The sequence below is a fragment of the Flavisolibacter tropicus genome, from assembly GCF_001644645.1.
GTDB lineage: Bacteria > Bacteroidota > Bacteroidia > Chitinophagales > Chitinophagaceae > Flavisolibacter > Flavisolibacter tropicus.
Map to the genome: position 1 here is coordinate 3713090 of NZ_CP011390.1, position 24140 is coordinate 3737229.

Below are 24140 nucleotides of genomic sequence, written 5' to 3' on the forward strand. Positions count from 1 at the left end.
CTATTTTAAAGCTTTCTTGTTGAAGTTAGATGTAAGTCAATCGCCCTTTAATGACGGCCGTCACTTATAGACATGACTTCAGTTTATGATTTGACTGAAGCAGTTTAAGGTTGTTTTAGAAATGCGAGTTCTCATACAGATATGAACCAAGCTTAACTCTCTACCACAACTTATTCCAACTGTTGGCGATTGTTACGTATCCCATCCAGCTCATTACGATTACGACCAACCAGCCGGCAATGGACATCCATAGCGGATGCTGGTAGTTACCCACTACCCGCTGCCTGGTGGCAGCTATTAATATAACGGCCAAGGCTATGGGCAGAATCAGTCCATTCACTGCACCGGCTATTATTAATAGCTTCACCGGATTGCCTAATAGGGTAAATATGATTGTAGAGGCAATGATGAATAGCGAGACAATGGTGCGTTGGTTTTTTTCAATAGCCGGGTGCAATGTGCGAAAGAAAGAGACCGATGTATAGGATGCGCCAACTACTGAAGTAATGGCGGCGCACCACATCACAAAACCAAAGAAGCGAAAGCCAATGTTGCCAGCAGCTATTTGAAACACCGAACCGGCCGGATTGCTTCCATTTAATGTGGCCCCATGCCATACCACACCCAAGGCTGCAAAGAAGAGCACAAACCGCATAACGGATGTAATGAGAATACCACTAACGGCGCTACGTGTTACTTGTGGTAAAGCTTCTTTTCCCCGGATGCCTGCATCCAACAAACGGTGCGCGCCAGCAAATGAAATATAGCCGCCCACCGTACCACCTACCAGGGTTACGATCTTTAGCATATCTATCTTTTCAGGCCATACTGTTCTATACAACGCCTCTGTTACCGGAGGCTGCGATACAATAGCAATATAGAGTGTCAGGCCAATCATTAACAGCCCCAGCACTTTGGTAAAGCCATCCATCAGTCGGCCTGCTTCTTTATACCAAAAGATACCCAGTGACATTACACAACTCAGGACAGCACCTGCTTTGATATCCATACCCGTCAGGGCCTGCAGTCCCAACCCACAACCAGCGATATTGCCAATATTAAAAACCAGTCCACCAAAGGCAACCAATATAGCCAATGCTATTCCCAAGCCCGGCACCAGTTTGTTAGCCACATCCTGTGCACGTTTATTACTTACCGTTATAATCCGCCAGATGTTGGTTTGTGCACCAATATCCAGTAATAGTGACACCAGGATCACAAAGCCAAAGGAAGCCAGTAGATCAGCAGTGAAGAGCGTGGTTTGGGTAAGAAATCCTGGTCCAATGGCCGAAGTGGCCATTAAAAAAGCGGCGCCCAAAATAGCCGAACCAGCGGCTTTGTTCTTTTGTGATGGAGTATTATCTGGCATATTGTGGCTCTGGCAGTTGTTTGTAACGGGTAATCGGATTAGTCTATGTTTTTATAATGGTGCCTTCTGCAATGATTGAATAGTAATGCCTTCGCTTTCCAGTGTTTTGCGAAGTGCTTTTGCAAAACGGGTGGCATGTATTCCATCGCCATGCAAACAAATAGTCTCTGCCTTTAGCGGTACATCTTTACCCGACAGGGCCATTACACTTCCCTGCTTTACCATTTGCAATACCTGCTGAATGCTGGCAGCTTCTTCTTCAATGAGTGCACCCGGCTGTGTGCGAGGCGTCAGGCTACCATCATCCTGATAGGTTCTATCAGCAAAAACTTCACTGGCGGTCGTTAAACCTAGTGTTTCCGCTTCAGTGATCAAGTAGCTACCACTTAAGCCTACTACTATTAAATGTGGGTCAATATCTTTCACCGCTTGGGCAATAGCAGCTGCCAGTTGTTGCTCTCGGGCTGCCTGGTTATAGAGAGCGCCATGAGGCTTCACATGTACCAGGTTAATATCCAGTTGCGATGCCAAAAGCTGTAGTGCCTGTACCTGTAGTTGCACCCATTGATAAACTTCGACAGGTGTGCACGACATCTCTAGTCTACCAAAATTCGCGCGATCCGGAAAGGAGGGATGTGCCCCAGCAGCTACCCTAAATTGTTTACACAACTGAAGGGTCTGCATCATGGTTTCTGCATCACCGGCATGATAGCCACAGGCAATATTTGCTGAGGTTATATAGGGCATGAGTTGTTCATCGTTTCCAATGCCTTCACCCATATCGCAATTTAGGTCAACGTGCTGCATGCAATCGATTTTCGATCTTGAATTTACAGGCATTTTGCAATTGCACGAGGTATTTGTGTTGCGCCAGCAGTTTTTCTTCAGCCACGTGGTTGTTAGTCAATGCAAAGCGAAAGCTATCGTTAGGCTTTGCCTGTGCTAAGTGTGGCAAATGCGCTGTAATAACATGACCAATGCGGGGGTAGCCACCAGTGGTTTGGTGATCGGCCATCAGCACCACTAATTGTCCATTGGGCAAAAGTTGTATGGTACCGAAACTAACAGCTGAAGAGATAAGGCTAATCGATTGCTCCGTGTGTAAAGCGGCACCTACTAGCCGGTAGCCCATGCGGTCAGATGCAGGCGCTATTGTATACACCTGGTTGAGAAACTGGGTTTGCATGGTGGTATTGAGTTCGTACCATTCATTGCCAATTGTAAACTGCACTTCCTCAAAACGGGTGTGCACACCTTCTGCCGCCCAGTGTAGTGGCATCATCACTTGCCCTTGCAACAGTGGCTCTATATTGATGGCATTAGTGAAAGCAAGCACATCTTCTTTCTGCAAAGGCCGTCCTTCATAGCCACCTGCACCCACTTTATAGGCCGTACTATAACTGCCCAACCATGGGGTTAGCTGTAAAGACTGCAGCGTTGCCAGATAGCAGCGTGCACCAGCTTGTAAGGCTTTGAAGGCAAGCACTGCCTCTTTAGATACGGCTACTGGCTGATTCAGCGGTATAGGTTTGCCATTGATAGTAGGTGTAAAATCGGCACCTGTTAAACAAATAACAGTTGCTTCCTGAAACTGAATAGTAGCTGCGGGGAAATGCATTTCAATTACTGGCTCATTCAGTGTTTTTCCCAACAAGGCATTAGCCAACTGCGCTGAAAAGCGATCCATAGCGCCATTCACGTTGACGCCTAAGTGCTGATAGCCCCAGCGGCCCGTATCCTGTATGGTATCAAGCAGTCCTGCCTTTATAACTTTCAAACTCATCTTCTGTAATTGAATAGAATTGTACTTCATCCCCAGGCTGGAGTAAAGTGGGCTCCTTTTGGTGTAGATCAAAAAGCTTTAACGGTGTGCGTCCAATAATCTGCCACCCTCCTGGTGTAGTAAAAGGGTAGATGCCTGTTTGTCGACCAGCAATACCCACTGATCCTGCTTCTACCCGCAAGCGTGGCTGATCTCTTCTAGGCATAGCTATCTTTTCATTAACCTCTCCCATGTAAGCAAAGCCCGGCACAAAGCCAATCATGTATACACGGTATGTCTGTGTCGTGTGTAGCGCTACTACATACTCAGTAGTCATCGCTTTTGCACTGGCCAAGGCTTGTAAGTCGGGCGCATAGGTATCACTGTAACATACAGGCACTTTAACCAGGCGCGATGCCTGGTAGCTTTCTACTTCTAAAGAAGCAAGTGTATTTTCCAAAAGCACTTCCATGGCATGTGCCGGTGTTAGATCGTCATGAATAAGTTGCTGCACTTGTACTACATCATAATAAATGGTGAGTGATGCGTAGGCAGGTACTATATCTAACAAAAAGGGCAGCTTCAGTTCCCGTAATTTTTCGAAAAGCGCTAATACCCGTTTGTTTATCGCTGCATCTATTACATTGCCAAAATCGAGGGTCAATGCTGTTTCGCCTAGCGGATAGATGGTATATGACTTCTGTTGTTCGGGCATAGGAGGATGCGTTTATGAATGTACCACAATTCAAGAGAAGAAAGGAATGATTGGAAGGAAAAGCTACGAGCCTTGAGCTATGAGCTGCGAGAGGAGTCCACAGTCGACAGACGACAGTCCACAGGAAGAGAGAACCAGGATTATAAGATTGGAAAGGATTAGAAGGAGAAGGAGAAGGTTGACAGGTTAACAAGTTGAAAAGTTGATAAGGAAGCTAAGCGTTTAAAAGAGAGGAAGGAGAAAAGGAGGAAAATATTGAACAAGGAACAAGGAATGATGAATAATGAGTGATGAGTAAGGAGAGAGGGAATATTCAATGCTCAATTATCAATGTTCAAGGCACAAGGGAAATGTGGTGCGGGTAGATATCCCATATCTTGAAGATATGGGATATCGAGAAGAGGGAATTTACTAAGATTGTTTACATCACTATCGTTTTGCCATGATCTGGCCGCGCACCTCGCCATTGGCATTCGTTGCTGTACCTAATGTGTAATACCATCTGCCGGCCAGCAAATCGGCTTCCTGCGCATCGGTCAGGATCATATTTCCAGTGTACGTACCAGCAGCTGTGGTATTAGTACCTAAGGTCCAGGCAGAGCCTACCATTGTCCCCGATTGACCACTAGCGCCCATGTAAAAACCTGCTTTGGTTGGTCCACCCGTTAGCCCAGTCCACGTGCTTGTGTATGACAACTGATTGGTGCCGGTATTGTATGTACCCGTAATTGTACCCGAGCCTGTACCAGTTACAGCAGGTACCATCTGACTACCGGCTGCATTGCCACTAATGGTGTACGTTGTACCCGTGTCGTCCATTTCACCTAAATCTCCTTTACAGCTGGAGAAAGCAAATACACTTAGCGCAGCAAAAGCTGCAGTCATTAACTTACCGGAGAAGCTTCTCGTTCCTTTCATTTTACACTATTTAATGATTAATAAAATCTTTGGTGCCTGTGTTCATTTACAATCATTATGCCTAATAACGGTAATGGATGAGCGGAGCTAAGAGAAGGAAAGAGAGGAAGGAGGAAGGAGAGCTACGAGCTATGAGGAAAATATTGAACAAGGAACAAGGAATGATGAATATAGAAGGGAGGAAATGTTCAATGCTCAATAATCAACATACAATGTTCAATGAAGAGAGATGGAATTGGGAATTAGGGATTTGGAATTGGGGGAAGGAATGATGAATAATGAGTAAGGAGAGAAGGAGTGATTAATGCTCAATTATCAGTGTACAACGATCAGTGTAGAATAAACGGTGGAATGTAGTATGAGTAGATATCCCATATCTTGAAGATATGGGATATCGAGTGTGTTTAGGATTAAGTTATAGTGTAACAACCTATTGGTATAATAAAAGCCGCTCTTGGGAAGCGGCTTTATTATTGCGTTTATTAATTGATCTAGCTAAACAGGTATTCAACATCCTCACGTGACAGTGCTTTCACAAATGTAGCGTCATCGGCGATTAGCTCTTTGGCCAAAAGACGCTTGCGCTCTTGTAGTTGCATAATCTTGTCTTCAATCGTGTCTTTACAGATCATACGGTAAGCAAAGATATTTTTCGTTTGTCCAATACGGTGAGTACGGTCAATGGCCTGTTGCTCTACCGCTGGGTTCCACCATGGATCTACTATGTACACATAGTCCGCCGCTGTAAGGTTTAAACCCACACCACCTGCTTTCAACGAAATGAGGAACACGCGTGTTTCATCATCGTTCTGGAAGTTTTGGATGGCTTTCTCGCGATCAGGAGCCGACGTACTACCATCAAAGTATTCGTATTTGACACCCGAACTTTCCAGCTTTTCGCGGATCAGTGCCAGCATGCCTAAGAACTGAGAGAAGATAAGCGCCTTGTGATCGCCGATGTTTTCATTGATCTCACGGGCCAGTTCTTCTAACTTGATAGAGTGGTTCTCATACTTCTCTGTTTCATTCAAAATGGCAGGCGAGTCGCAGATCTGGCGCAGCTTCATCAATCCTTGCAAGATCGTTAGTTGTGACTTTTGAATACCCTGCTCGTCGATGGTACCCAAGATGCGCGCGCGGAAATCGTTGCGATAGGCATCATAGATGCGACGTTGCTCCGTCTCCATCTCGCAGAACAGTACCATCTCTGTTTTTTCCGGCAGATCTTTAGCCACCTGCTCTTTGGTGCGGCGCAGAATAAAGGGATACAATATTTTTTTCAGGTGCTCCTTCTGTTCCTTTTCACCAAACTTATCAATAGGAATAGCAAACTCCTGGCGGAAGAACTCCATGGTGCCCAGCATACCTGGATTCAGGAAGTTCATTTGCGCAAAGATGTCGAACGTATTATTCTGCAGCGGTGTACCACTCAAGCACAAACGGTGCTTGGCTTTCAGCAAGGCTGCAGCCTTGGTAACCTTACTGGCCGGGTTTTTAATAGCCTGGCTTTCATCCAGTACTACATAGTCCAGCGGCATCTCCACAAAGGTTTTGATATCACTACGCAGGGTGCCATAAGTAGTGATAATAATATCGAACTTGTTTAGCGTGGCATGGTCGCGAATACGTTGCGGGCCATGATGTATGTGATAACTCAGGCCTGGGGCAAATTTGTTGATCTCATTTTCCCAGTTGTAGATCAGCGTAGTGGGACAAACAACCAGGGCTTTCAGCTGACCATACGTATCATGATAATGGTATAGATAGGACAAGGCCTGAATGGTTTTACCCAAACCCATATCATCTGCCAGGATACCACCCCACGATACTTCGTGCAGGTAGTTGATCCACTGAAAGCCTGCCTTCTGGTAAGGACGCAAGATGGGCTCCAGGTGTTCAGGCGGTGGAATTTCTTTGATCTTATCAAACTCGCGGATGCGCTCGTATTTTTCTTCCAGCTCTATGGTAAGCTCTTCCTCGTTGCGGTTATCATACAGCTCATCAATTACACTCAGGTGATAACGCGAAAGCTTTAGCTTATCGGACTTGCCTTCACCTACGCGGAATAACAAGGCGTATTTCTTTAACCATTCATCTGGCAAGATGCCCAGCGTTCCATCGTTAAGCTGTACAAACTGCTGCTTATTGGCCAAGGCCTTTTTTACTTCTGCTACGCTTACCTTCTGATCACCAAAGAGGATGTCTACCTTGGCATCAAACCAGTCGGTATTGGAGCTGATGTAAATATGGGTTTGCGGCTTAGCTGTATTAAAGCGGAAGTTTTTCAGGCTTTCGAAACCATACACCGGCACTTTTTGATCCTTCATGGCATCGACAAACAGGAAGAACCAGTTATTCTTCAATACATCGGCACCTTTTAGAGCCAGTGCAGCGCCTTCTTCAAAAGGTACAAAGTTGGAGTGCAGGGTTTGCAGCCTATGAATAAAGGCCTGTTCTGCTACCTTGTTTCGATGTACCACAATCAGGCGGTTGCCCAGAGGGATGATCATTTCGTCCCGGTCTTTGGCTTTCGTATCAAACCCTTTATAATTAAATATGGGTTGAAACACCAAGTAGTCGCCTTTTTCCTGCAGGTAAAGTTTTACATCGGGTTCACCGTCCTTGATCTCTTCAATCAATGACTTATCAAAATCCACCTTGTACTCTTTGGCCAGCGGCAGTACAATCTGGTTGAGCGTAACCGGCCAGGCCTCTTCTTCTACCTTCATGTTGCCACCAGGCAGGAACTGCGCTGCTACAGAAGCAGCTTCTACGCTGTTCCAGAAGAACAATTCGTGGTTATATAAAAAGAACAAGGGCGATGCCGCTTCATTATCCTCTAGCCCAAAGGCCACGCTCTCGGGCATTACAAAACACTCGATCTCGAAATGTGCGTTGTTCTGGGCCACACTAAACTGGGGTACCAGTGGCGCTGTGTTGAACTCCACCTTTATCAGGTTAGCGGTTTTAAAGGTTTTGCCTTTAGCCAATACAAAGACCGGCAGTTCAGCATAGTCCGTACCCAGCTTCTTTAATTTCGGCAGTAAGTACTCAGCAATCAGCGCTTTTGTTTCTTCGGGCAAATCTTCACCTTCATGGTGTACAATGTTTTCCCAGAAACCAGAGAAGGGAGAGTTGCGGTTAATGTATTTATTAACCTCTGTATCCTGTAGCTTTCGCACTTGCAGGATCAGGTTTCTATCAGCTTCTTTATAAATATCTAAATTGATATACTTGGATAGCTCCAACTTTTGTACAGTGCCCACAAAAGCGCCGTCTTCTGTTTTTTCTCCTTCCACCAGGTCAAGTGTGAAAAAAGGATAGGCTGGTTTGCTTAGGTTAAACACCAAGCCCAGCTGACGTCCTTCCTGCACGACTTTCTCTACTTCTTCCGGCTCAGCTGTTTGAACAACCACCCGCTCTACAGGACGTGTAGGAGCGCTGGCTAATACAGCTACTCTTTTTATAGAAGGATCCAACACCCGGAGGTAGGGCTTGCCATCTTTATAATTGAACTCAAATTTCCCCTTTAGGTTGTCGCTTAGCGAATAACCATAGGCTTCCAACAGCTTGTTCTTTTCCTTATCCCAGTTGCGAATGCTGTCGAAATAGTTAGTACCACCCAAATTAAACAGGTGCAAAAAAACGATGATCTTAGGCAAACAGAGTGGGTGTTCCGTATCCACATAGTTGGAACTGGTATCGAACGTGCGCTCTTCGTTGCGACGGATAATGACATAATACTCCTCGCCATTGAGCTTAACAGTGGCCTTAACCATTTCATCCTTAGCACTTTCAATCAATGGTTTTTGCTTGCGCAGGTAGCTTTCAGCTTCCTCAAAAGTTTCCTGGGAACACAGCAGGCGTAGCGTTTTGATCTCAATGGCTTTCATTTTGGCCACTGTGTGCTGTTGATTGTACGACACATCACCAGCCTTTAGTAAGCCCTTATCCATCAGCTCTTGTAAGCGGAAGAGTGCAGCCGCCTCATGACGACAGATATCACCCAGATTGTAAGGACAAGCGCAGCGTAAGGAGAGCGCCTTGGGATCTTTGTATTGCTGGATGAAAACTTTGTAAAAGGTGGCGTAATTATCATCTTTTACACGGAAAACAGCCGACCCGAACAGGTCATCGTGTTCTACCAACTCCACAAAACCAATGGCGTGAATCTTTTTTCCACGGCGAATCACTTCATCATTGCCATGCGTATAAATGTATTTCAGTAAATGCGGTAAAGCCAAGCGATATCAAGTTTACAGTTGTCAATTTCAAGTCTTGAATTGGTATACACTACCAACATGCAACTGACCTAACTAGCACATTATCAAGATCCAACAAGGGTAGGCGTATACGATTTTGAGCATCCGCAAGCTCCTAATTAAATCCTCTTATCTGCGATTGGGCCAATCGGCAAAAGTAAAAGAAAGAAGTGCACATAACCTAAGAAAAGGTCTAAAACTATGGTAAAATACTAGGTAACAACTACAGAGGCGGGTATACTGTAACGACAAAAAAAATCCCCCGGCAAAAGACAGGGGAGAAATGTTGACACCTAAATAAACCTAAAAAAACTCTTTACGTGAAATACGGTCCGTGTTCTTTACTGTAAAGTAACAACGCTGTAAGCCGAAAGAATCTCTGATAATGAATGAGCTGAATATTCAAATGAATGAAATGGCGTTTTTATGGAATAATTAAAAAACAAAGCCGGTCAATGCTGACCGGCTTACTTTGTTCATTTTATATCTCTTATCGGATTACCAGGCGCTCATTAACATAATACGGCAACACATTGGCCAGATCGGGAGTAAGACAATGGCGGATATCTCTTTCTAAGCCAAAGCCTATAAGGCGGTGGTAGTGAGAGGCGTCTTTAGCTTTCATAAAACCAAACAAATCATCTGCGGCCACGCCGTACAATGTTTCGGCTACCTGGGTGGCATCGCAGTTTACGGTGAACTGCTCCTTGACACGAGCCGCTACCGCACCAGCAAATAACGTATCCTCCAGGTTTACTTTGTCTTTCCAGCCAGCGCAGGCCAAAACCACATTCTTATTCTGACTAAGCAGGTGATCGCATACGGCCGACAGGTTCAGGAAGGAGCCGGTAATAATTTCCGTAGCGCCTTTGGCCAGAGCCATGTGCAGCAGCTTGGTACCATTTGTGGTGGTCAGCACCAAGGTTTTTCCTTCAATGAATTCACGGGGATATTCAAAAGAGGAATTGCCATACTGCAAGCCCTCAGCTACTTTACCGTCGCGTTCGCCGGCCGTGATACACTCCATTTCGCGTCCCAGACGAATGCATTTTTCAACACTGTCTACTGGTATAATGGCTTTTGCGCCATTGTACAAGGCCGTAGAAATGGTGGAGGTAGCACGTAAAATATCTATTACCACTACTACACAGTCCCTTACATCATAAAGATGTAAGAGCGCTGGAGATAGACAGGTATATAATGTAGGTTTGTTCATTGTTGTTTTAGCTTAAAAACATTTTCCATTTATTGGTCTCGGCCACTTCCTTGATAAACTGATTCCGCTGCTCCAGAAGTTTAGTTATATATCCCGTCAAATAAAAACGACTGACCCATTTACCAATAACCCCGTAGGGTACCTGAAAGTGGAACTGATCAATCATTATCGTGCCATTTTGGACAGGCTTGAAATAATGTTCATGTTTGAGTAAAACAAAATCGCCTGTTACCTGCTCATCTATAAAACTAAACGGCTTTTGCAGGGCCGTTATTTTTGTGGTCAACTGTCGCTCTTTCATCAAGTGCTTGGCTTGCCAGGTCACGGTTTCGTTCAACTCCAGTAGTCCGCCCTGCTTGCCGGCCGTACACTTTTCGTTAAAACGTTGCATCGAGCCTTTATGAAGCTCGATGCTGCGACTTAGATCAAAGACTCGTTCTATAGGTGCTTCAATAAAGGTGGTTAGCTGTATAAAGGACATTAGGCAAACGGAATTTTAACCACTTTAGCTTGTAACAGCTTATCGCGTACTTTAATATAAATAGATGTATCAATACCTGCGTGCTCAACCTGCACATAGCCCATACCAATGGCCTTGCCTAAGGTAGGTGCCTGTGTACCAGAAGTCACATAACCAATACGGTTACCAGAAGCATCTGCTATTTCATAACCGTGGCGAGGAATACCTTTGTCTACCATTTCAAAGCCTACCAGTTTACGTTGTACACCGGCTTCCTTTTGGCCTTGCAGCTTTTCTTTAGCGGTAAAGTCTTTGGTGAACTTGGTGATCCAACCCAGCCCGGCTTCCAATGGAGAAGTGGTATCATCAATATCATTTCCGTATAAGGAAAAGCCCATTTCTAAACGCAGGGTGTCGCGCGCAGCCAAACCAATCGGTTTTAAGCCTTGTGGTGCACCTACTTCAAAAATAGCGTTCCAGATCTTTTCAGCAGCGCCATCCTTGTCTTCAAAATAGATTTCCACACCACCAGCACCGGTATAACCTGTTGCACTCACCAATACATTATCTACACCAGCAAATGTACCCTTGGCAAAAGTGTAATATTTCAAATTCAGAATATCCATGTCGGTAAGCGCCTGCAGGATCTTTGTAGCATTAGGCCCTTGTACAGCCAGCAAACAGGTTTGGTCAGAAATGTTGTGCATTTCTATGTTATCGGTATTATGCTTCTGAAACCAGTTCCAGTCTTTTTCAATATTAGAGGCATTTACTACCACCATGTACACCTTGTTCTCCTCAATGCAGTATACCAACAGGTCGTCTACAATACCGCCATCTTCATTAGTCAGGCAGCTGTATTGCGCTTTACCTGCTGTTAACTTTGAAGCGTCGTTTGAGGTAATGCGCTGAATCAGATCAAGCGCCTTCTCACCTTTCAGGATAAATTCCCCCATGTGACTTACATCAAATACGCCGGCATTTTTGCGAACGGTTTGATGCTCTTCGTTGATACCACTGTAACTGATCGGCATGTTATAACCGGCAAATTCAGCCATCTTGGCACCCAGCTCAATATGCTTCTGTGTGAAAGGCGTATTCTTCATATAGACTTTTGTTTTGTAAGAAACGCAAATATATGTCTGAACCGGGATTTGGGGAGATTTAGGGATTAGGGAGAAAATGGGTGATGGAAAGCCAGGAGGTGCGAGAGAGCTGCACGCTGCAAGCAAAACAGCCCATTTGCTTTCTAACCAATAAGCTATAGGAACAAGGAATGATGAAGGAAGAAGGGAGGGAGGAATGTTCAATGCTCAACGATCAATGTTCAAGGCACAGGGAGTGGAAGGCTTCATAGGGGACAAACGAGTCCTTATGGGACCATTAGTGAACCCATATAGGAGGTATATGGGAGGAGTAGAGGATGATATCCTCTATAACTCCTTTATAACTCCTCTGTAACTTCTCTATAACTCCCCGGTAACTAAAACTCAAATGAGTGGAATTTGGAGTGAATAGTGAGAGAAGGATACTAAACTAGGGAAAGAGGAAATGTTCAATGAACAGGAAACGCTGTTCATTGAACAAATTGGGTTGGATACAATATGCATGTATCTACCTTATCATAAAGCAGGTGCTATACAGGCGGCATGGCTGGAGCCACAGATCACAAAAACTCGTTCGCCTTTCGCAGTCAGTTCCTTTATGGCAGCTACCAATTGCTGGTTGCGAAGATCATTTCCCACCGCCATCATCTCGCCCAAATAACCCGGCAAGCCATATTCATCTGATACTGTGCGCCAGTCTTTTGCCGGAAAGTATTTTTTCCAAATCCGGTCTACATCCTGCGCAGTTTTGATACTGTCCTGTAAGCCCACACTGGCCGCTCTTTTTAGATATTCTTCAATAAATGATTCTGGAGAAGCCGGCTTGCCAAAACGTAACTGGCTAAAATAGGGGTTCAGTATCTGGGCTAACGCTATCTGCTCTTTGCTGAAATGTTTTTCCTGTTGTTTCGCCAGTGCTTCTTTTGACAAGTCCCAATTGTATAGTGGTATGTCGTCACTTTGCGCCAGCGCTTTTACTTTTCCACCCTCCCCCAGATTTTCTACCGGATCCATAAACCCTGGCAACAAAAAACCCAGACGCCCCTCAACCAGTGCTACTGTTGGCTTAAAGGTTTTCCACCGCTGCTCCATCATAGCTATCTCAGGGTTCTTGGGATCCCGCGTATGTTGGGCACCAAAAACAAGGATGTTATTCTTTTCTATGATCATTGGTCTTGGGTGTTCTCCTGTGTAGTTTTTGAAAGGGGTGTAGGCATAGGGTTGGTGTTGTTGATGCAATGTGTAATACTTGGGTGACTTCCAGGAAATAAAAAAGATGACACCTAGGACAATTACAATAATGCCTACAATCCAGGCTGTTAGTTTTAGTAGTTTTTTCATGTTTTGGTATTTAAGAGTGTATAATAATTGGCATAAAAAGGGCCCTCCAAAGAATTGGGGGGCCTTTGGTATCCCGCTATTGCGAGATTACTTCAACCGAGTTGAGTTATATGATCAGTGAAAACACTGGAGAAAGAAGACTCATGTCTTGTTTAGCGGTAGATTGATTACCATTTCTTAAAAAAGTAGTACCATCTTGCTTTTCAACCTGCTCCAAACGCTTCCGGTCTTCTTCCAGCTGGCGCTCTTTTTCTTCAATCACCTTGCGCAGGCTATCTTGCTTCTTTGTAGGTTCTCCACTATTCTTTTTGTACTCATAGACACCTCCAGGAGTTGTAGTAGTTGTAGTAGTTGTGGTTGTTGGTTTATTTGGGTTAACCAGGTCGCCATTCTCATTCATCACATAGTCAATGCCTGGCTCCCAATCATAATAGCTATCATTATCCCAATCCACTTCCCAACGGCGATTTCTCCAATCACTTCTTTCGGCTATTCGAATATTGGTGAACTCCAATTTGCTAACGGTTTCATCAAAGCGGATTATTTTTCCAACAGGTACCTGTACTTCTACAATAACACGCTGACCACGGAACTTTTGTGCTTTTCCTACACCAAACCCGCTACCCAAAACCAAGGCACTATCCAACGTAGAAGCGCTATAGGTTAATAAAGATGCCCGTTGTGCAGCGTCCTGCCGATTACTGCCACGGCTTTCTTTCCACAAAGTGACATGATAGAAAGGATCAGCGCTTTTGGCTACACGGATCTTTACATTAGAAAGACGAATAGAGTCTTCGGTAATATCCCATCCACCGCGATCATTATGGTCATCGTGTAACCATCCAAAAGTGCCACTGTATTCAATTTTTGGTTCGTCAATACGCACTACCATCCGGTTCATGTTGGTTGGAGGAACTACTACATCTTGGGAAACACGGCTTTCATAACGCCAGTCTCTACCTACAGAAGCAATAAAGTAGAATAAACAAACCCAACCTAAGGTCCACAGACCACCAAATGTCCAACCCAGGTAACGGTTTTGTGAACGCACTTTCATTAAACGGCGTACGATCCAGGTAATAACCGCAATCAAAGGCACCGCCAAGAAGAAAATCAGGATACCCCACATCGCCAGTTTCTGGTCAAAACCATTCAAGAAAAAGTTATTGAGAGGCTGTGCAACACCGCCAAATGTAAATACCAGCACCATTACAAATAAGGCAAAGGCAATAACACCAGCTATGAATAAGAAAAATGCTTTAAACAATACGCCTATGGCATGTCCCAAACCTTGAGCTGCCGGACGAGCCGCTTGTGAAACTTCAGCGGCAAACGTTTTACCACGTGTGTTGGCAAAGGTGCTGGCTCTTTGGCCTAAGCGCTCAGCAGACTCGCGTACTTCTTCACTCCAGGCCTGTGCTCTTTTACCTAAGTCACCCATTCCCTCTTGAACGTTTTGGCGAATGCGGTTCACATCTACCCTCTCACCGCGCATCTCCATTTTCTCAAATGGGCTGCGCGCTTCCGGCAATACAATCCATAGTACAATATAGGCCAGTACAAATGTGCCGGTAAAGGAACCAAAGAAGAAGTCAGGCACGCCAGGACCGCGATGGAAAACATTGAAGATACCATTGATAAAACTGAAAAGAATGTTTAACAACAGCGGCGCAGCAAAGATCAGACGGACGATCCAGGTTTCCCGGTTAAAGTAAGCAGCCAGACCTCCACAAACGCCACCCAGTATCTTATCGTCTGGGTTGCGAAACAGGCGCTTTCCCACGTAACCATCCAGATCCCTGGCTGGTAAAATAATCCAAGCCAGGATATATAAGAATATGCCCAGACCAAAACCACCGAAGGTGATAATGGCAAATAACAAACGTACAATAGCAGGATCTACGTTCATGTAATTGGCTAAGCCAGAACATACACCACCCAGCATCTTGTCTGAGCTGTCGCGGTACAAGCGACCTTTGAAGCGGCGAGATTCCGTACCGGCAGCATTACCTGTTCCAGCCTGGCTTCCGGCAGTACCGGTAGTAGTAGCTTCAGCAGCATCGGCTTCTTCAAAATCTTCTACACGCCCCATGGAAGCAATGATCTCTTCCATGTCGGCCTCAGTTACAGCAGCCGCACCACGACGAACGCGGTCGTTCATTAATTCGGCTATGCGGCTTTCAATATCATTGATAATCTCGTCTCGCCCTTCTTCATTGGCAAAGTAGCGGCGCAAGCTTTCAATGTAGCGTTGCAAACTTTCATAGGCAGCGTCCTCTATAGGGATCACTCGACCTGATAAGTTTATATTGATAATCTTTTTCATTTTGTATGCGTTTGGTTGAAGTGTATGTGGTTTATTCTTCTAGTTTTTTAGCAGTTAATGCATTCACACCGTTTGCTAGCTCTTGCCAGGTTTGTTCTAACTCGTTGTAGAACGCTTCCCCTTTCTCGGTCAGCGAAAAATATTTTCGTGGTGGACCGGAAGAGCTTTCTACCCAGCGGTAGGTGAGCATATCGGCGTTTTTCAGACGCGTGAGCAGCGGGTAGAGGGTGCCTTCTAAAATCGGCAGATTGGCAGCTTTCATTTCCTCCACGATATCACTTGGGTAGGCCTCCCCACGGCGAATAATGGATAAAATGCAAAACTCCAGGATTCCCTTCCGCATCTGGCTCTGTGTATTTTCTATGTTCATGATCTGGAAGTTTTATTTTGTTAGAACAAAGATATGGTGTCATTCAGTACTATACAACACATAGTACCATATTTTTTACAGTAATCGGGGATGCAAGGCAGCACTAAATATATCAAAGCACTGATTATGAGCAAGTAGCAGTGAGTAATGAGTCACCTAAATAATTTTGAGTGGCCGGCTTACTGGATAAATGGCAATAAAAAAGCGCCCAAATGGGCGCTTTCACTATAATCAGTAAATGAAAAACTTACTTTTTTAGACCGATTTCACGAAGACGCTCGTCAAGGTATTCACCTGCAGTAGCATCTTCATACGCTTTTGGACTGCCTTCTGTAATACAACCTTCTAAGCAAGCCAGGTTCATGCTGCCTTTAGGGTGCAAGAAGAAAGGAATAGAGTAGCGTGAAGTAGCCCACAACTCTCTTGGCGGGTTTACCACACGGTGGGTAGTAGAACGTAAACGGTTGTTGGTTAATCGCTGTAACATATCCCCTACGTTCACCACTATTTGCTCCGGCAATGACGTAACGCCTACCCATTCGTTTTGCTTGGTCAGAATCTGTAAACCATCGGCAGATGCACCTACTAATAAGGTAATCAGGTTGATATCTTCATGCTGCTCGGCACGGATAGCCGATTTGGGCTCGCTTGTAATGGGTGGATAGTGAATGGCTCTCAGGATAGAATTACCGTTGTGCACATATTCATCAAAGTAATGTTCATCCAATCCCAGATAAAGAGCAATGGCCTGTAGCAAAGACTTGCCACTCTTTTCAAAGTTGCTGTAAGCACTTAACATAGTTGGAGTGAACTCTGGAACTTCATCTACGGTTACGTTGTCTGGGTATTCTTCTTTGATTGGATCGTTATCTGTAACAGTTTGTCCTAACTGGAAGAACTCTTTCAGATCTGGTGCTTCATAACCTTTAGCATGTTCACGTCCGAAAGAAGTATAGCCTCTTTGTCCAGCCAGCTCCTTCTTCTCATACTTCAACTTTGTATCTGTAGGAAGAGCAAAGAACGCTTGTACGTATTTATAAAGATCAGCAATCAGGTCGTCAGAGATACCGTGGTTTTTTACTGCTACAAAACCTACTTCCTCGTATGCCTTACCCAGTTCGTTTACAAAGTTTTGTTTACGGGTAGCATCACCACTTAAAAAATCCGATAGATCTACTACAGGAATGTTCATATGTGCACTTTTTGTGTGCAAAAATAGAATGATATTGCTTGTTATGTGAGAAAAAGAGTTAAAAGAGGTTGAAAGAGTCAAAGGAGTCAATGGTCATTGAGTCATTAGTTAGCTGAAGATGACAGAGGATAGATGGTAGTTGGCAGAAAGACAAGAGGGAAGGAGGTTTATTTTGGAAGGAGAGTAAACAGATAATCAAAAACATAATAAGGTAAAAGCCGGATATACCACATTAGGTATATCCGGCTTTACAGTTGGCTTTGGTACCAAGTTTATTTGATAAAGGATTTCTCATCCTGTGTAGGATCAGTTATAGCATAACGTTTTACACCATTAATCAATACTTCATCTAAGGTGTTGATCACATTGGCATAGGAGGCTTGGTCCAACGGTTTGATGATCAGCATCAGGGTGTCGCGATCCATGCCTAAGCGTTGCTGTTTTTGCCGGATCACCTGTCCCAAACCTTGCTGCAAGTCATAACCAGTTGTTTTTACCTTATTGGTTTTTACGGCTTCATCCCACTGGCCTTCATAATAATAAATGCGATTGTCTTTGTCCAGTAATACGGTCAAGGTCCCAGATTCCCCATATGTAGTTGAAGGACCATCGGCCGGCATATACAGTTTTGTAGCATAGGGCTCAGCCATAGTAGAGGTAAAGATGAAAAAAGTAATGAGCAGAAAACCCAGATCAACCAAAGGCGTCATATCAATACGTAAGGGCTTTCTTATAGACCGTCTCTTGCTGGACGTGTTGGGTGCGGTAATAATTTCTGCCATAATCGTTGGTTTATTAATAAGATGAAAAACAGCACGGATTCCATAAAATGGGTATCGGGAATAAGAGTTGCAGGGATGGGGTTGAATGTTGAGGAATCGTGAGACGTGAAAGAGGACGGCTGCAAGCTACACGCTGCACGCTATAAGCTAAACAGCCGATAGAGAGGGGCCACGGTCAACGGATGACGGTTGACAGTAGATTGGTGAATGGTGAGTGGTGAGGGAGGCTGCATCAGATATCAAATGTGAGCGTTGGGTAGGGAACCAAAGATCATAGATCAATGTTGACTTTGCTCAATTGTTTTGTAGCTTAAGGCTTGTTAATTGCACCTGATAAATGTTTTAGTATGAATTCCATTGTTGCACTTTCTGATTTTTCTGTTGCTTCGGATAATGCCTTGCGTTATGCCGCTACATTGGCGAAAAAAACTGGAGCGGCATTAGTGTTGCTACATGCTTATCAAATACCGGTTACTATGAACGACATGCCGGTGATGTTGATATCGGCCGATGAATTAAAAACCAATGCTGATAATCGTCTGGCCTTATCTAAAGACAGCTTGTCGTCTGAATTTGCCGGGCTGGCCATTGAAACAGAAAGCCTGTTGGGCGATGTAGCCTACGAGGTGGAAGAATGGTGTAAACGAAACAATCCGATGGCTGTCGTTCTTGGCACGCATGAAAGCAGCGGCGCAGAGCGCTTATTCTTTGGCAGCAATGCCATAGACATTTTACGCCATCTAGATTGTCCAGTCTTTACGATACCGCAAACTTATACCCAGTATCATTTTACCAATGCGCTACTGGCCACTGATCTCAGTAATAAAGAGGCCTTTCCTTCTAATAAGATCGTTGGGTTATTACAGACGCTAAGCATAAACTTACAGGTAGTACATGTAGAGGAAAAAGAGCCAACGCAGCCGTTATCCATCCCTGGTTTAGAGCCGCTACAACCCAGCTATCAATGGATCAAAGAAGAAGATGTCAATAAATGTTTGTTGCGTTTAGTGCAGCAACCTGAAACGGACCTACTGATCGTACTACCACATGAACACAACGTGATTGAGCGATTGTTTTTTAAGCTGCATACCGAAAAGCTGATTCATCATACATCCAAGCCTATTCTAACTATAAAAAATTAAGTTGTACTGTTTAGATCCTAAAGACAGGCATCGTGAGACGTGAAACGTGAGATGTGCAAGTAAGGCCCTGTCTTCCTTTTGACCGCTTAGTATTGCGAATAGATGTTCCTATTTTTAATGTACAAGCGTATTAGACTGTTTGAGCATAAAAAAAGCACAGCGTAGGCTGTGCTTTTTACTTGTTATTGTATTAGCTATCTAATTTAAAATTCAGCATTCTTTGGTGTGCGAGGGAAAGCTATTACGTCGCGGATGTTACCCATACCGGTTACAAACTGCACCATACGCTCAAAGCCCAATCCAAAGCCGGCATGTGGCACGGTACCAAAGCGGCGGGTATCTAAATACCACCACAATTCTTCGCTAGGCACACCCATGTCTTTCATGCGCTGCTCCAGTTTATCCAGGCGCTCCTCACGCTGAGAGCCACCTACGATCTCGCCAATGCCCGGCGCCAGGATATCCATAGCGGCTACCGTTTTGCCATCATCATTCTGACGCATGTAGAACGATTTGATATCAGCAGGATAGTTGGTTACAATTACAGGCTTTTTGAAATGCTTCTCTACCAGATAACGCTCGTGCTCACTTTGCATATCAATACCCCACTTCACATCGTACTGGAACTTCTTCTTTTTGTAATGAGGTGATTGTAATAAAATATCGATCGCTTCTGTATAAGTAATACGCTCAAACTTATTGTTTACCACAAATTCCAGCTTCTGGATCAGGTCCATTTCACTACGCTCGTTTTGTGGCTTTTGCTTTTCTTCATCCAATAGGCGCTGACGCAGAAACTCTAAGTCGTCAGCATTGTTCTCCATTACATATCGGATCAGGTATTGGATAAATTCTTCGGCTAGGTTAGCATTGTCTTCCAGGTCATGGAAGGCCATCTCCGGCTCAATCATCCAGAACTCTGCCAAGTGACGGGCTGTATTAGAATTCTCAGCGCGAAATGTTGGACCAAACGTATAGATCTCACCAAAAGCAGTAGCACCCAACTCGCCTTCCAGCTGACCACTTACTGTCAGGTTGGTAGAGCGGCCAAAAAAGTCTTCTGCATAATCTATTGAACCGTCTTCTTTGCGTGGAGGGTTATCAAAAGGCAGCGTGGTTACACGAAACATTTCACCAGCCCCTTCCGCATCAGAAGCCGTAACGATAGGCGTATGCAGGTATATAAAGCCTTTGTTATTAAAGAACTGGTGTACGGCGAATGCCAGTGCGTGGCGGATGCGGAACACAGATCCAAACGTATTTGTACGGAAGCGCAGGTGCGCGATCTCACGCAAAAACTCCAGGCTGTGCTTTTTAGGCTGTAGCGGGTATTTTTCAGCATCGCTGTCGCCTAAGATCTCTACCTCGTCGGCCTTTACTTCTAAAGTTTGTCCTTTACCCAAAGAAGGGATCACCGTGCCTTTTACTTTCAGAGCGGCGCTGGTGGTAATACGCTTAAGCAGGTCATCGTTAAACTTACCCAGCTCTAATACTACCTGTACGTTATTATTAGTAGAACCATCGTTGAGGGCCACAAACTGATTGTTGCGAAAGGTACGCACCCAACCCATAACAGTCACTTGCTGCTGCTCTGGCTGCCATGTCAGCAGCTCTTTTATTTTAACACGGTTGTTGAACATAAGCTTATTTGAAAGGCTGCAAAGATATGGCTAAGAGCGGCTAGGAGGAAAAAGAGATAAGGAGGAAGAAATATTGAACAAGGAACAAGGAAGGAAGAGTGAAGAAGTGAGGGAATGTTCAATGCTCAATTTTCAATGTTCAAGGGGCAATGGAGGGAAAGGAAGACAGGGGTGAGTAATGAGTAATGAATGATGAATGATGAGTGGTGAATGGTGAGTGGTGAGTCAGGAGTGAATGTATATAGGAGGATGGTAGGAGGAGTAGTAAATGTGGAAGGCAGGTAGAGGGCTTTTTCTGTGCAGTTGGTACGGACTTACCTACAGAAGAGGTACAGAAGAGGTACAGACTAGGTACAGGAGACCCACAGGTTAAGTGCAAGAGAGGAGGAATTGGGAATTAGGGTATTGGGGATTAGGAGAAAGCCAGTCTCGTGAATGGTCAGTGGTGAGTGGTGAGTAGGGTAACGTACGCCCCCGGCCCCTAAAGGGGAGAGACCATACCCGGACCGCTTTTAAATGTCAAAGGACAAATTCCAAATTTCACTCATTTGAGTCTCACTTTCCCGGGAGTTAGAGAGGATATACTTTACTAGTACTCCACTTGTATTTCAGTAAGAGTCCACTAACGGGCCACTATTGACCCAATGAACGATGACATATTAACCATTTACTATTGACTAATGACCATTCCTTATCGTGGACCGTCGTCTGTCGATCGAGGACCTCTCTCACGGTTATCGAATCAGTATCACTGTTCCTTTTTGCTTATACACTTTATCGTCAAAGCCTACACATTCTACCATCCAGACGAAAGAGCCGGAGGCTTGTTGTTTGCCTTTGACCTTACCATCCCAGCCTTTTTGGGGATCAGTGGTGGTAAATACCTGTTCTCCCCAGCGGTTGTAGAGGGTAAAGTATTTAAAGGTTTTCATGCCGCGGGCCGTTACTTTCAGCACATCGTTTTTGCCATCGCCATCGGGTGTAAAAGCGGTGGGAACGTAGATGCCTGATTTACCGGGGTCGGTTGGTGGCGGATCATCATCGGGATCGTTGCTAGTAGTGCAATCAGTCAGATCAAAGGTTCGGATTACCTGTGGGCCGCCACAAGCCTGGTCTACCTGGGCTTTGATCGTATAGGTGGTGGTTTTATCCAGCCCGGTAAAAATACCGGTGGTATTATGGGCCAGTTCGGTAGTGCCTTGATACAAAATATAGATCAGGGTAGAACCAGTGGGTAGAGCAGGGGTTAGGGTAGCCTGTACAGACCCATTTTCACAGTCGCGTTTTAAAGGCAGTGTATAAATGCGCGAGGTACAATAAGAAGTAATATCAAAAGCACCTACAAAACCATTACCGGCTGCATATAGCATACGCTTGGCATTATCATAGGCAAGGTCATAAACAGCCGATGTACTAAAACCCGCAATGCTGATATCAGGAGCAGCCGCATCGTCGAAACCGGTGCCGGTAAACTTATACACTTTGATCAAACCGTTTGAGGAACCCACAAACACGTTATTACATTCATCGGCTATGATACCACCTTGCTTTAGCGGGGTATTCATGTTAATATTTACGGCAGCACCTACATTACTGCCATTGCTTTTGTTTAAGGCCGCCAGGTTATACCCGTCATAGTAAAACAGGTAGTTAGCATTTACCGCCAAGGCATTGATCGAGTTATCGTTCAATCCCGCACCCAGGTAAGGGCGATTGCTTCGTTCGCTTAAAACATTAAATCCAGACATGCGGTTCCATAATTGTTTAGAGGCATTATACGGTGGCGCATGTTTATACAGCCGGTTGTTTTCCGTAATGGGAGTAATAAAGCCTTGTGAGAAAATGCTGTATAGTTCGTTAGTGCGAGGGTCTATAATCAAGTCAGACATGTCCTGGTGGCCGGTGTGTTGCCCTGTAATATTCAGTGGCGACAGCGTGGTGGATGGCGGTGAGAAAATACCCAGGTTAATGTTCTCACCTACTGCGCCTCCACCGGCAATCATGATCTTGGGTGTACCACCATCACAGTTCCAAAGCATTTTCCAATTTTCCTGAAACACATTGTCGCGGGTAGTAATGTAGTTGTCATAAATTCCATCTGTATTCAAACGCACTACCTGGAATATAACACCGCCTTGCCCCATGTAGATTTTTCCAGTAGATTTCTCAACCACCCAGCCACCGTAGTTAGTGCCGAATGTCCAAAGCGGATTGGAAAGTGTGCCTGAAAATGTCCATAACAAATTGCCGTCTTTATTAAACTTGGCCAGTTGGTGAGGACCAAAACTGGTGCCGCCACCTGTTACATAGATATTACCGTCGTAATCAAAGTCAACATCTTTGGCTATCCCCCTGTTAACACCTGTAAAATTGGCTACTGCCGTTACAAAAGGATCGACGATGAGTGTGCGCGTAGTATCATAGCTATCAGGCAGGCTCAAGTGAACATCACGTTGCTGAAGGGTAAACCGGGAACGGACTTTCGATTTATCATTTTGAGATGCAGCAGCCGTTTCATTACCATAATAACTTACCGGTGCCGTTTGTTTTATTATATCAATAGCTGAAACCAGTTTCAGATTGCCTTCGGCATCTAACTCCAGTTCTTTGATCTCTCCACCCCAACGCATCTTCACCTGGCGCCAATCGGCTCCCGGATGAATAACAAACATATACTCGAAGCCTACCTTTTCTTGCTGTGTAAAACGGTAGATAAGGTCTATGCCCGGGTACAAATCTCTATACCAAAGTCTTTTAAACCCTTTGGCTTTTACAGGCAGCTTGCCATAGGTGAAATAGTTAGTGGTAGGCGCTTCTGCTACAATCACTGGCTTAGGATTGGCATTCAACCACTCCATCGTAATGGTGTTATTCTCGATAACAAACTGGTTCTCTTCCTTTTCATCCAGCAGGCCTTTACGCTCGGCTTCTTCCAATTCTTCCCCGGAGCGTTTTTCTACTTTCTGCTGCTGGTAAATAACGCCCTTATCCGTAAACAACACCGGCCAACTCAAACCATTGTACGTAAAACGAATGGCACCTAGATGCTCATAGCTTTTTAGCATCTGTTCATATTGACCAATGTTTTCAATAAACACATGACTATCGCCAAAAAGATCACTATCCTTTTCCTTGGGTGCAAACGGCACTGGGCGATTAAATGGTGAAAGCACTTGTGTTTGAGAGGAGCGGGAAACTGCACTTTGTGAAAAAGCCTTGGGAGACCACATACATAGAATGGCCCCAAGCCCCATACAGGCAGCCGCCAAAGCGCTGGTTTTGGTTGTACGCATTTAAAGTTGTTCAGAAGTGTTAAGCCGGTTACTAAATTAACTCTTGCGTATGCATACTCCTAGAGGCCTATGCGAAATTTTGTTTTTATAGTGTTTTGTTAACAACGTCATTGTAGGATTTCTGATTGGTTAAAAGTGCAAAAACTGTTTGATAGTTAGCGATTCTTCAATCAGGGTAGTGTTGCTTTTATATACACATGAAAGAGAAGGAAATGAGCAATAACTATAAAAAGAAACTCGCCCACT

General features: G+C 44.7%; 17 protein-coding genes. 1 reads left to right on the forward strand and 16 read right to left on the reverse strand.

The window, feature by feature from the left end:
* Positions 1-160: 160 nt before the first annotated feature.
* The 14 genes from SY85_RS15660 to SY85_RS15730 form a co-directional block, all read right to left on the reverse strand.
* Positions 161-1369 carry an NRAMP family divalent metal transporter gene (locus SY85_RS15660; RefSeq protein WP_066405835.1) on the reverse strand — a complete coding sequence of 403 codons (1209 nt, stop codon included), beginning with the start codon at positions 1367-1369 and terminating at the stop codon, positions 161-163.
* A 51-nt stretch (positions 1370-1420) separates the two neighbouring features.
* Complete coding sequence (locus SY85_RS15665) at positions 1421-2176, reverse strand: 5-oxoprolinase subunit PxpA (protein WP_066405836.1); 756 nt, start codon at positions 2174-2176, stop codon at positions 1421-1423.
* The gene (locus SY85_RS15670; protein WP_066405837.1) at positions 2163-3152 is read right to left on the reverse strand and encodes a 5-oxoprolinase subunit C family protein; all 990 of its coding nucleotides are present in this window, start codon (positions 3150-3152) and stop codon (positions 2163-2165) included. Before SY85_RS15670 ends, SY85_RS15665 begins: the two co-directional genes overlap by 14 nt.
* On the reverse strand, positions 3118-3846 hold the full coding sequence (gene pxpB, locus SY85_RS15675; RefSeq protein ID WP_066405838.1) for a 5-oxoprolinase subunit PxpB: 729 nt from the start codon (positions 3844-3846) through the stop codon (positions 3118-3120). The genes SY85_RS15670 and pxpB overlap by 35 nt, the downstream gene beginning before the upstream one ends.
* Before the next feature lie 429 nt (positions 3847-4275).
* The gene (locus SY85_RS15680; RefSeq protein WP_066405839.1) at positions 4276-4764 is read right to left on the reverse strand and encodes a CHRD domain-containing protein; all 489 of its coding nucleotides are present in this window, start codon (positions 4762-4764) and stop codon (positions 4276-4278) included.
* A gap of 491 nt (positions 4765-5255) precedes the next feature.
* Positions 5256-9008: a DEAD/DEAH box helicase gene (locus tag SY85_RS15690; RefSeq protein WP_066405841.1), complete on the reverse strand. Its 3753-nt coding sequence runs from the start codon at positions 9006-9008 to the stop codon at positions 5256-5258.
* Positions 9009-9516: 508 nt separating this feature from the next.
* The gene (locus SY85_RS15695) at positions 9517-10242 is read right to left on the reverse strand and encodes a 2-phosphosulfolactate phosphatase (protein WP_066405842.1); all 726 of its coding nucleotides are present in this window, start codon (positions 10240-10242) and stop codon (positions 9517-9519) included.
* 7 nt (positions 10243-10249) lie between these two features.
* Positions 10250-10723, reverse strand: coding sequence for an SRPBCC family protein (locus SY85_RS15700; RefSeq protein ID WP_066405843.1), 474 nt, complete (start codon positions 10721-10723; stop codon positions 10250-10252).
* Positions 10723-11808: a glycine cleavage system aminomethyltransferase GcvT gene (gene gcvT / locus SY85_RS15705; protein ID WP_066405844.1), complete on the reverse strand. Its 1086-nt coding sequence runs from the start codon at positions 11806-11808 to the stop codon at positions 10723-10725. Before gcvT ends, SY85_RS15700 begins: the two co-directional genes overlap by 1 nt.
* A 516-nt stretch (positions 11809-12324) precedes the next feature.
* Positions 12325-13149, reverse strand: a complete 825-nt coding sequence (locus SY85_RS15710) for a hypothetical protein (RefSeq protein WP_066405845.1) — start codon at positions 13147-13149, stop codon at positions 12325-12327.
* A 106-nt stretch (positions 13150-13255) separates the two neighbouring features.
* Positions 13256-15475, reverse strand: coding sequence for a PspC domain-containing protein (locus SY85_RS15715; protein ID WP_066405846.1), 2220 nt, complete (start codon positions 15473-15475; stop codon positions 13256-13258).
* Between the two features lie 31 nt (positions 15476-15506).
* Entirely contained in the window at positions 15507-15845 is a 339-nt protein-coding gene (locus SY85_RS15720; protein WP_066405847.1) for a PadR family transcriptional regulator, read from the reverse strand.
* Positions 15846-16092: 247 nt separating this feature from the next.
* A complete protein-coding gene (locus tag SY85_RS15725) occupies positions 16093-17037 on the reverse strand; it encodes an isopenicillin N synthase family dioxygenase (protein ID WP_066405848.1) in 945 nt (314 codons plus the stop codon).
* Between the two features lie 272 nt (positions 17038-17309).
* Positions 17310-17819: an ExbD/TolR family protein gene (locus SY85_RS15730; protein WP_066405849.1), complete on the reverse strand. Its 510-nt coding sequence runs from the start codon at positions 17817-17819 to the stop codon at positions 17310-17312.
* 347 nt (positions 17820-18166) lie between these two features.
* Here SY85_RS15730 and SY85_RS15735 point away from each other — a divergent pair, with 347 nt between their 5' ends.
* Positions 18167-18961 carry a universal stress protein gene (locus SY85_RS15735; RefSeq protein WP_066405850.1) on the forward strand — a complete coding sequence of 265 codons (795 nt, stop codon included), beginning with the start codon at positions 18167-18169 and terminating at the stop codon, positions 18959-18961.
* A 203-nt stretch (positions 18962-19164) separates the two neighbouring features.
* On the opposite strand, the gene asnS is transcribed toward SY85_RS15735, so the two are convergent.
* Positions 19165-20601 carry an asparagine--tRNA ligase gene (gene asnS / locus SY85_RS15740; protein ID WP_066405851.1) on the reverse strand — a complete coding sequence of 479 codons (1437 nt, stop codon included), beginning with the start codon at positions 20599-20601 and terminating at the stop codon, positions 19165-19167.
* A 734-nt stretch (positions 20602-21335) separates the two neighbouring features.
* On the reverse strand, positions 21336-23894 hold the full coding sequence (locus tag SY85_RS15745; protein WP_066405852.1) for a DUF7948 domain-containing protein: 2559 nt from the start codon (positions 23892-23894) through the stop codon (positions 21336-21338).
* Positions 23895-24140: the final 246 nt, after the last annotated feature.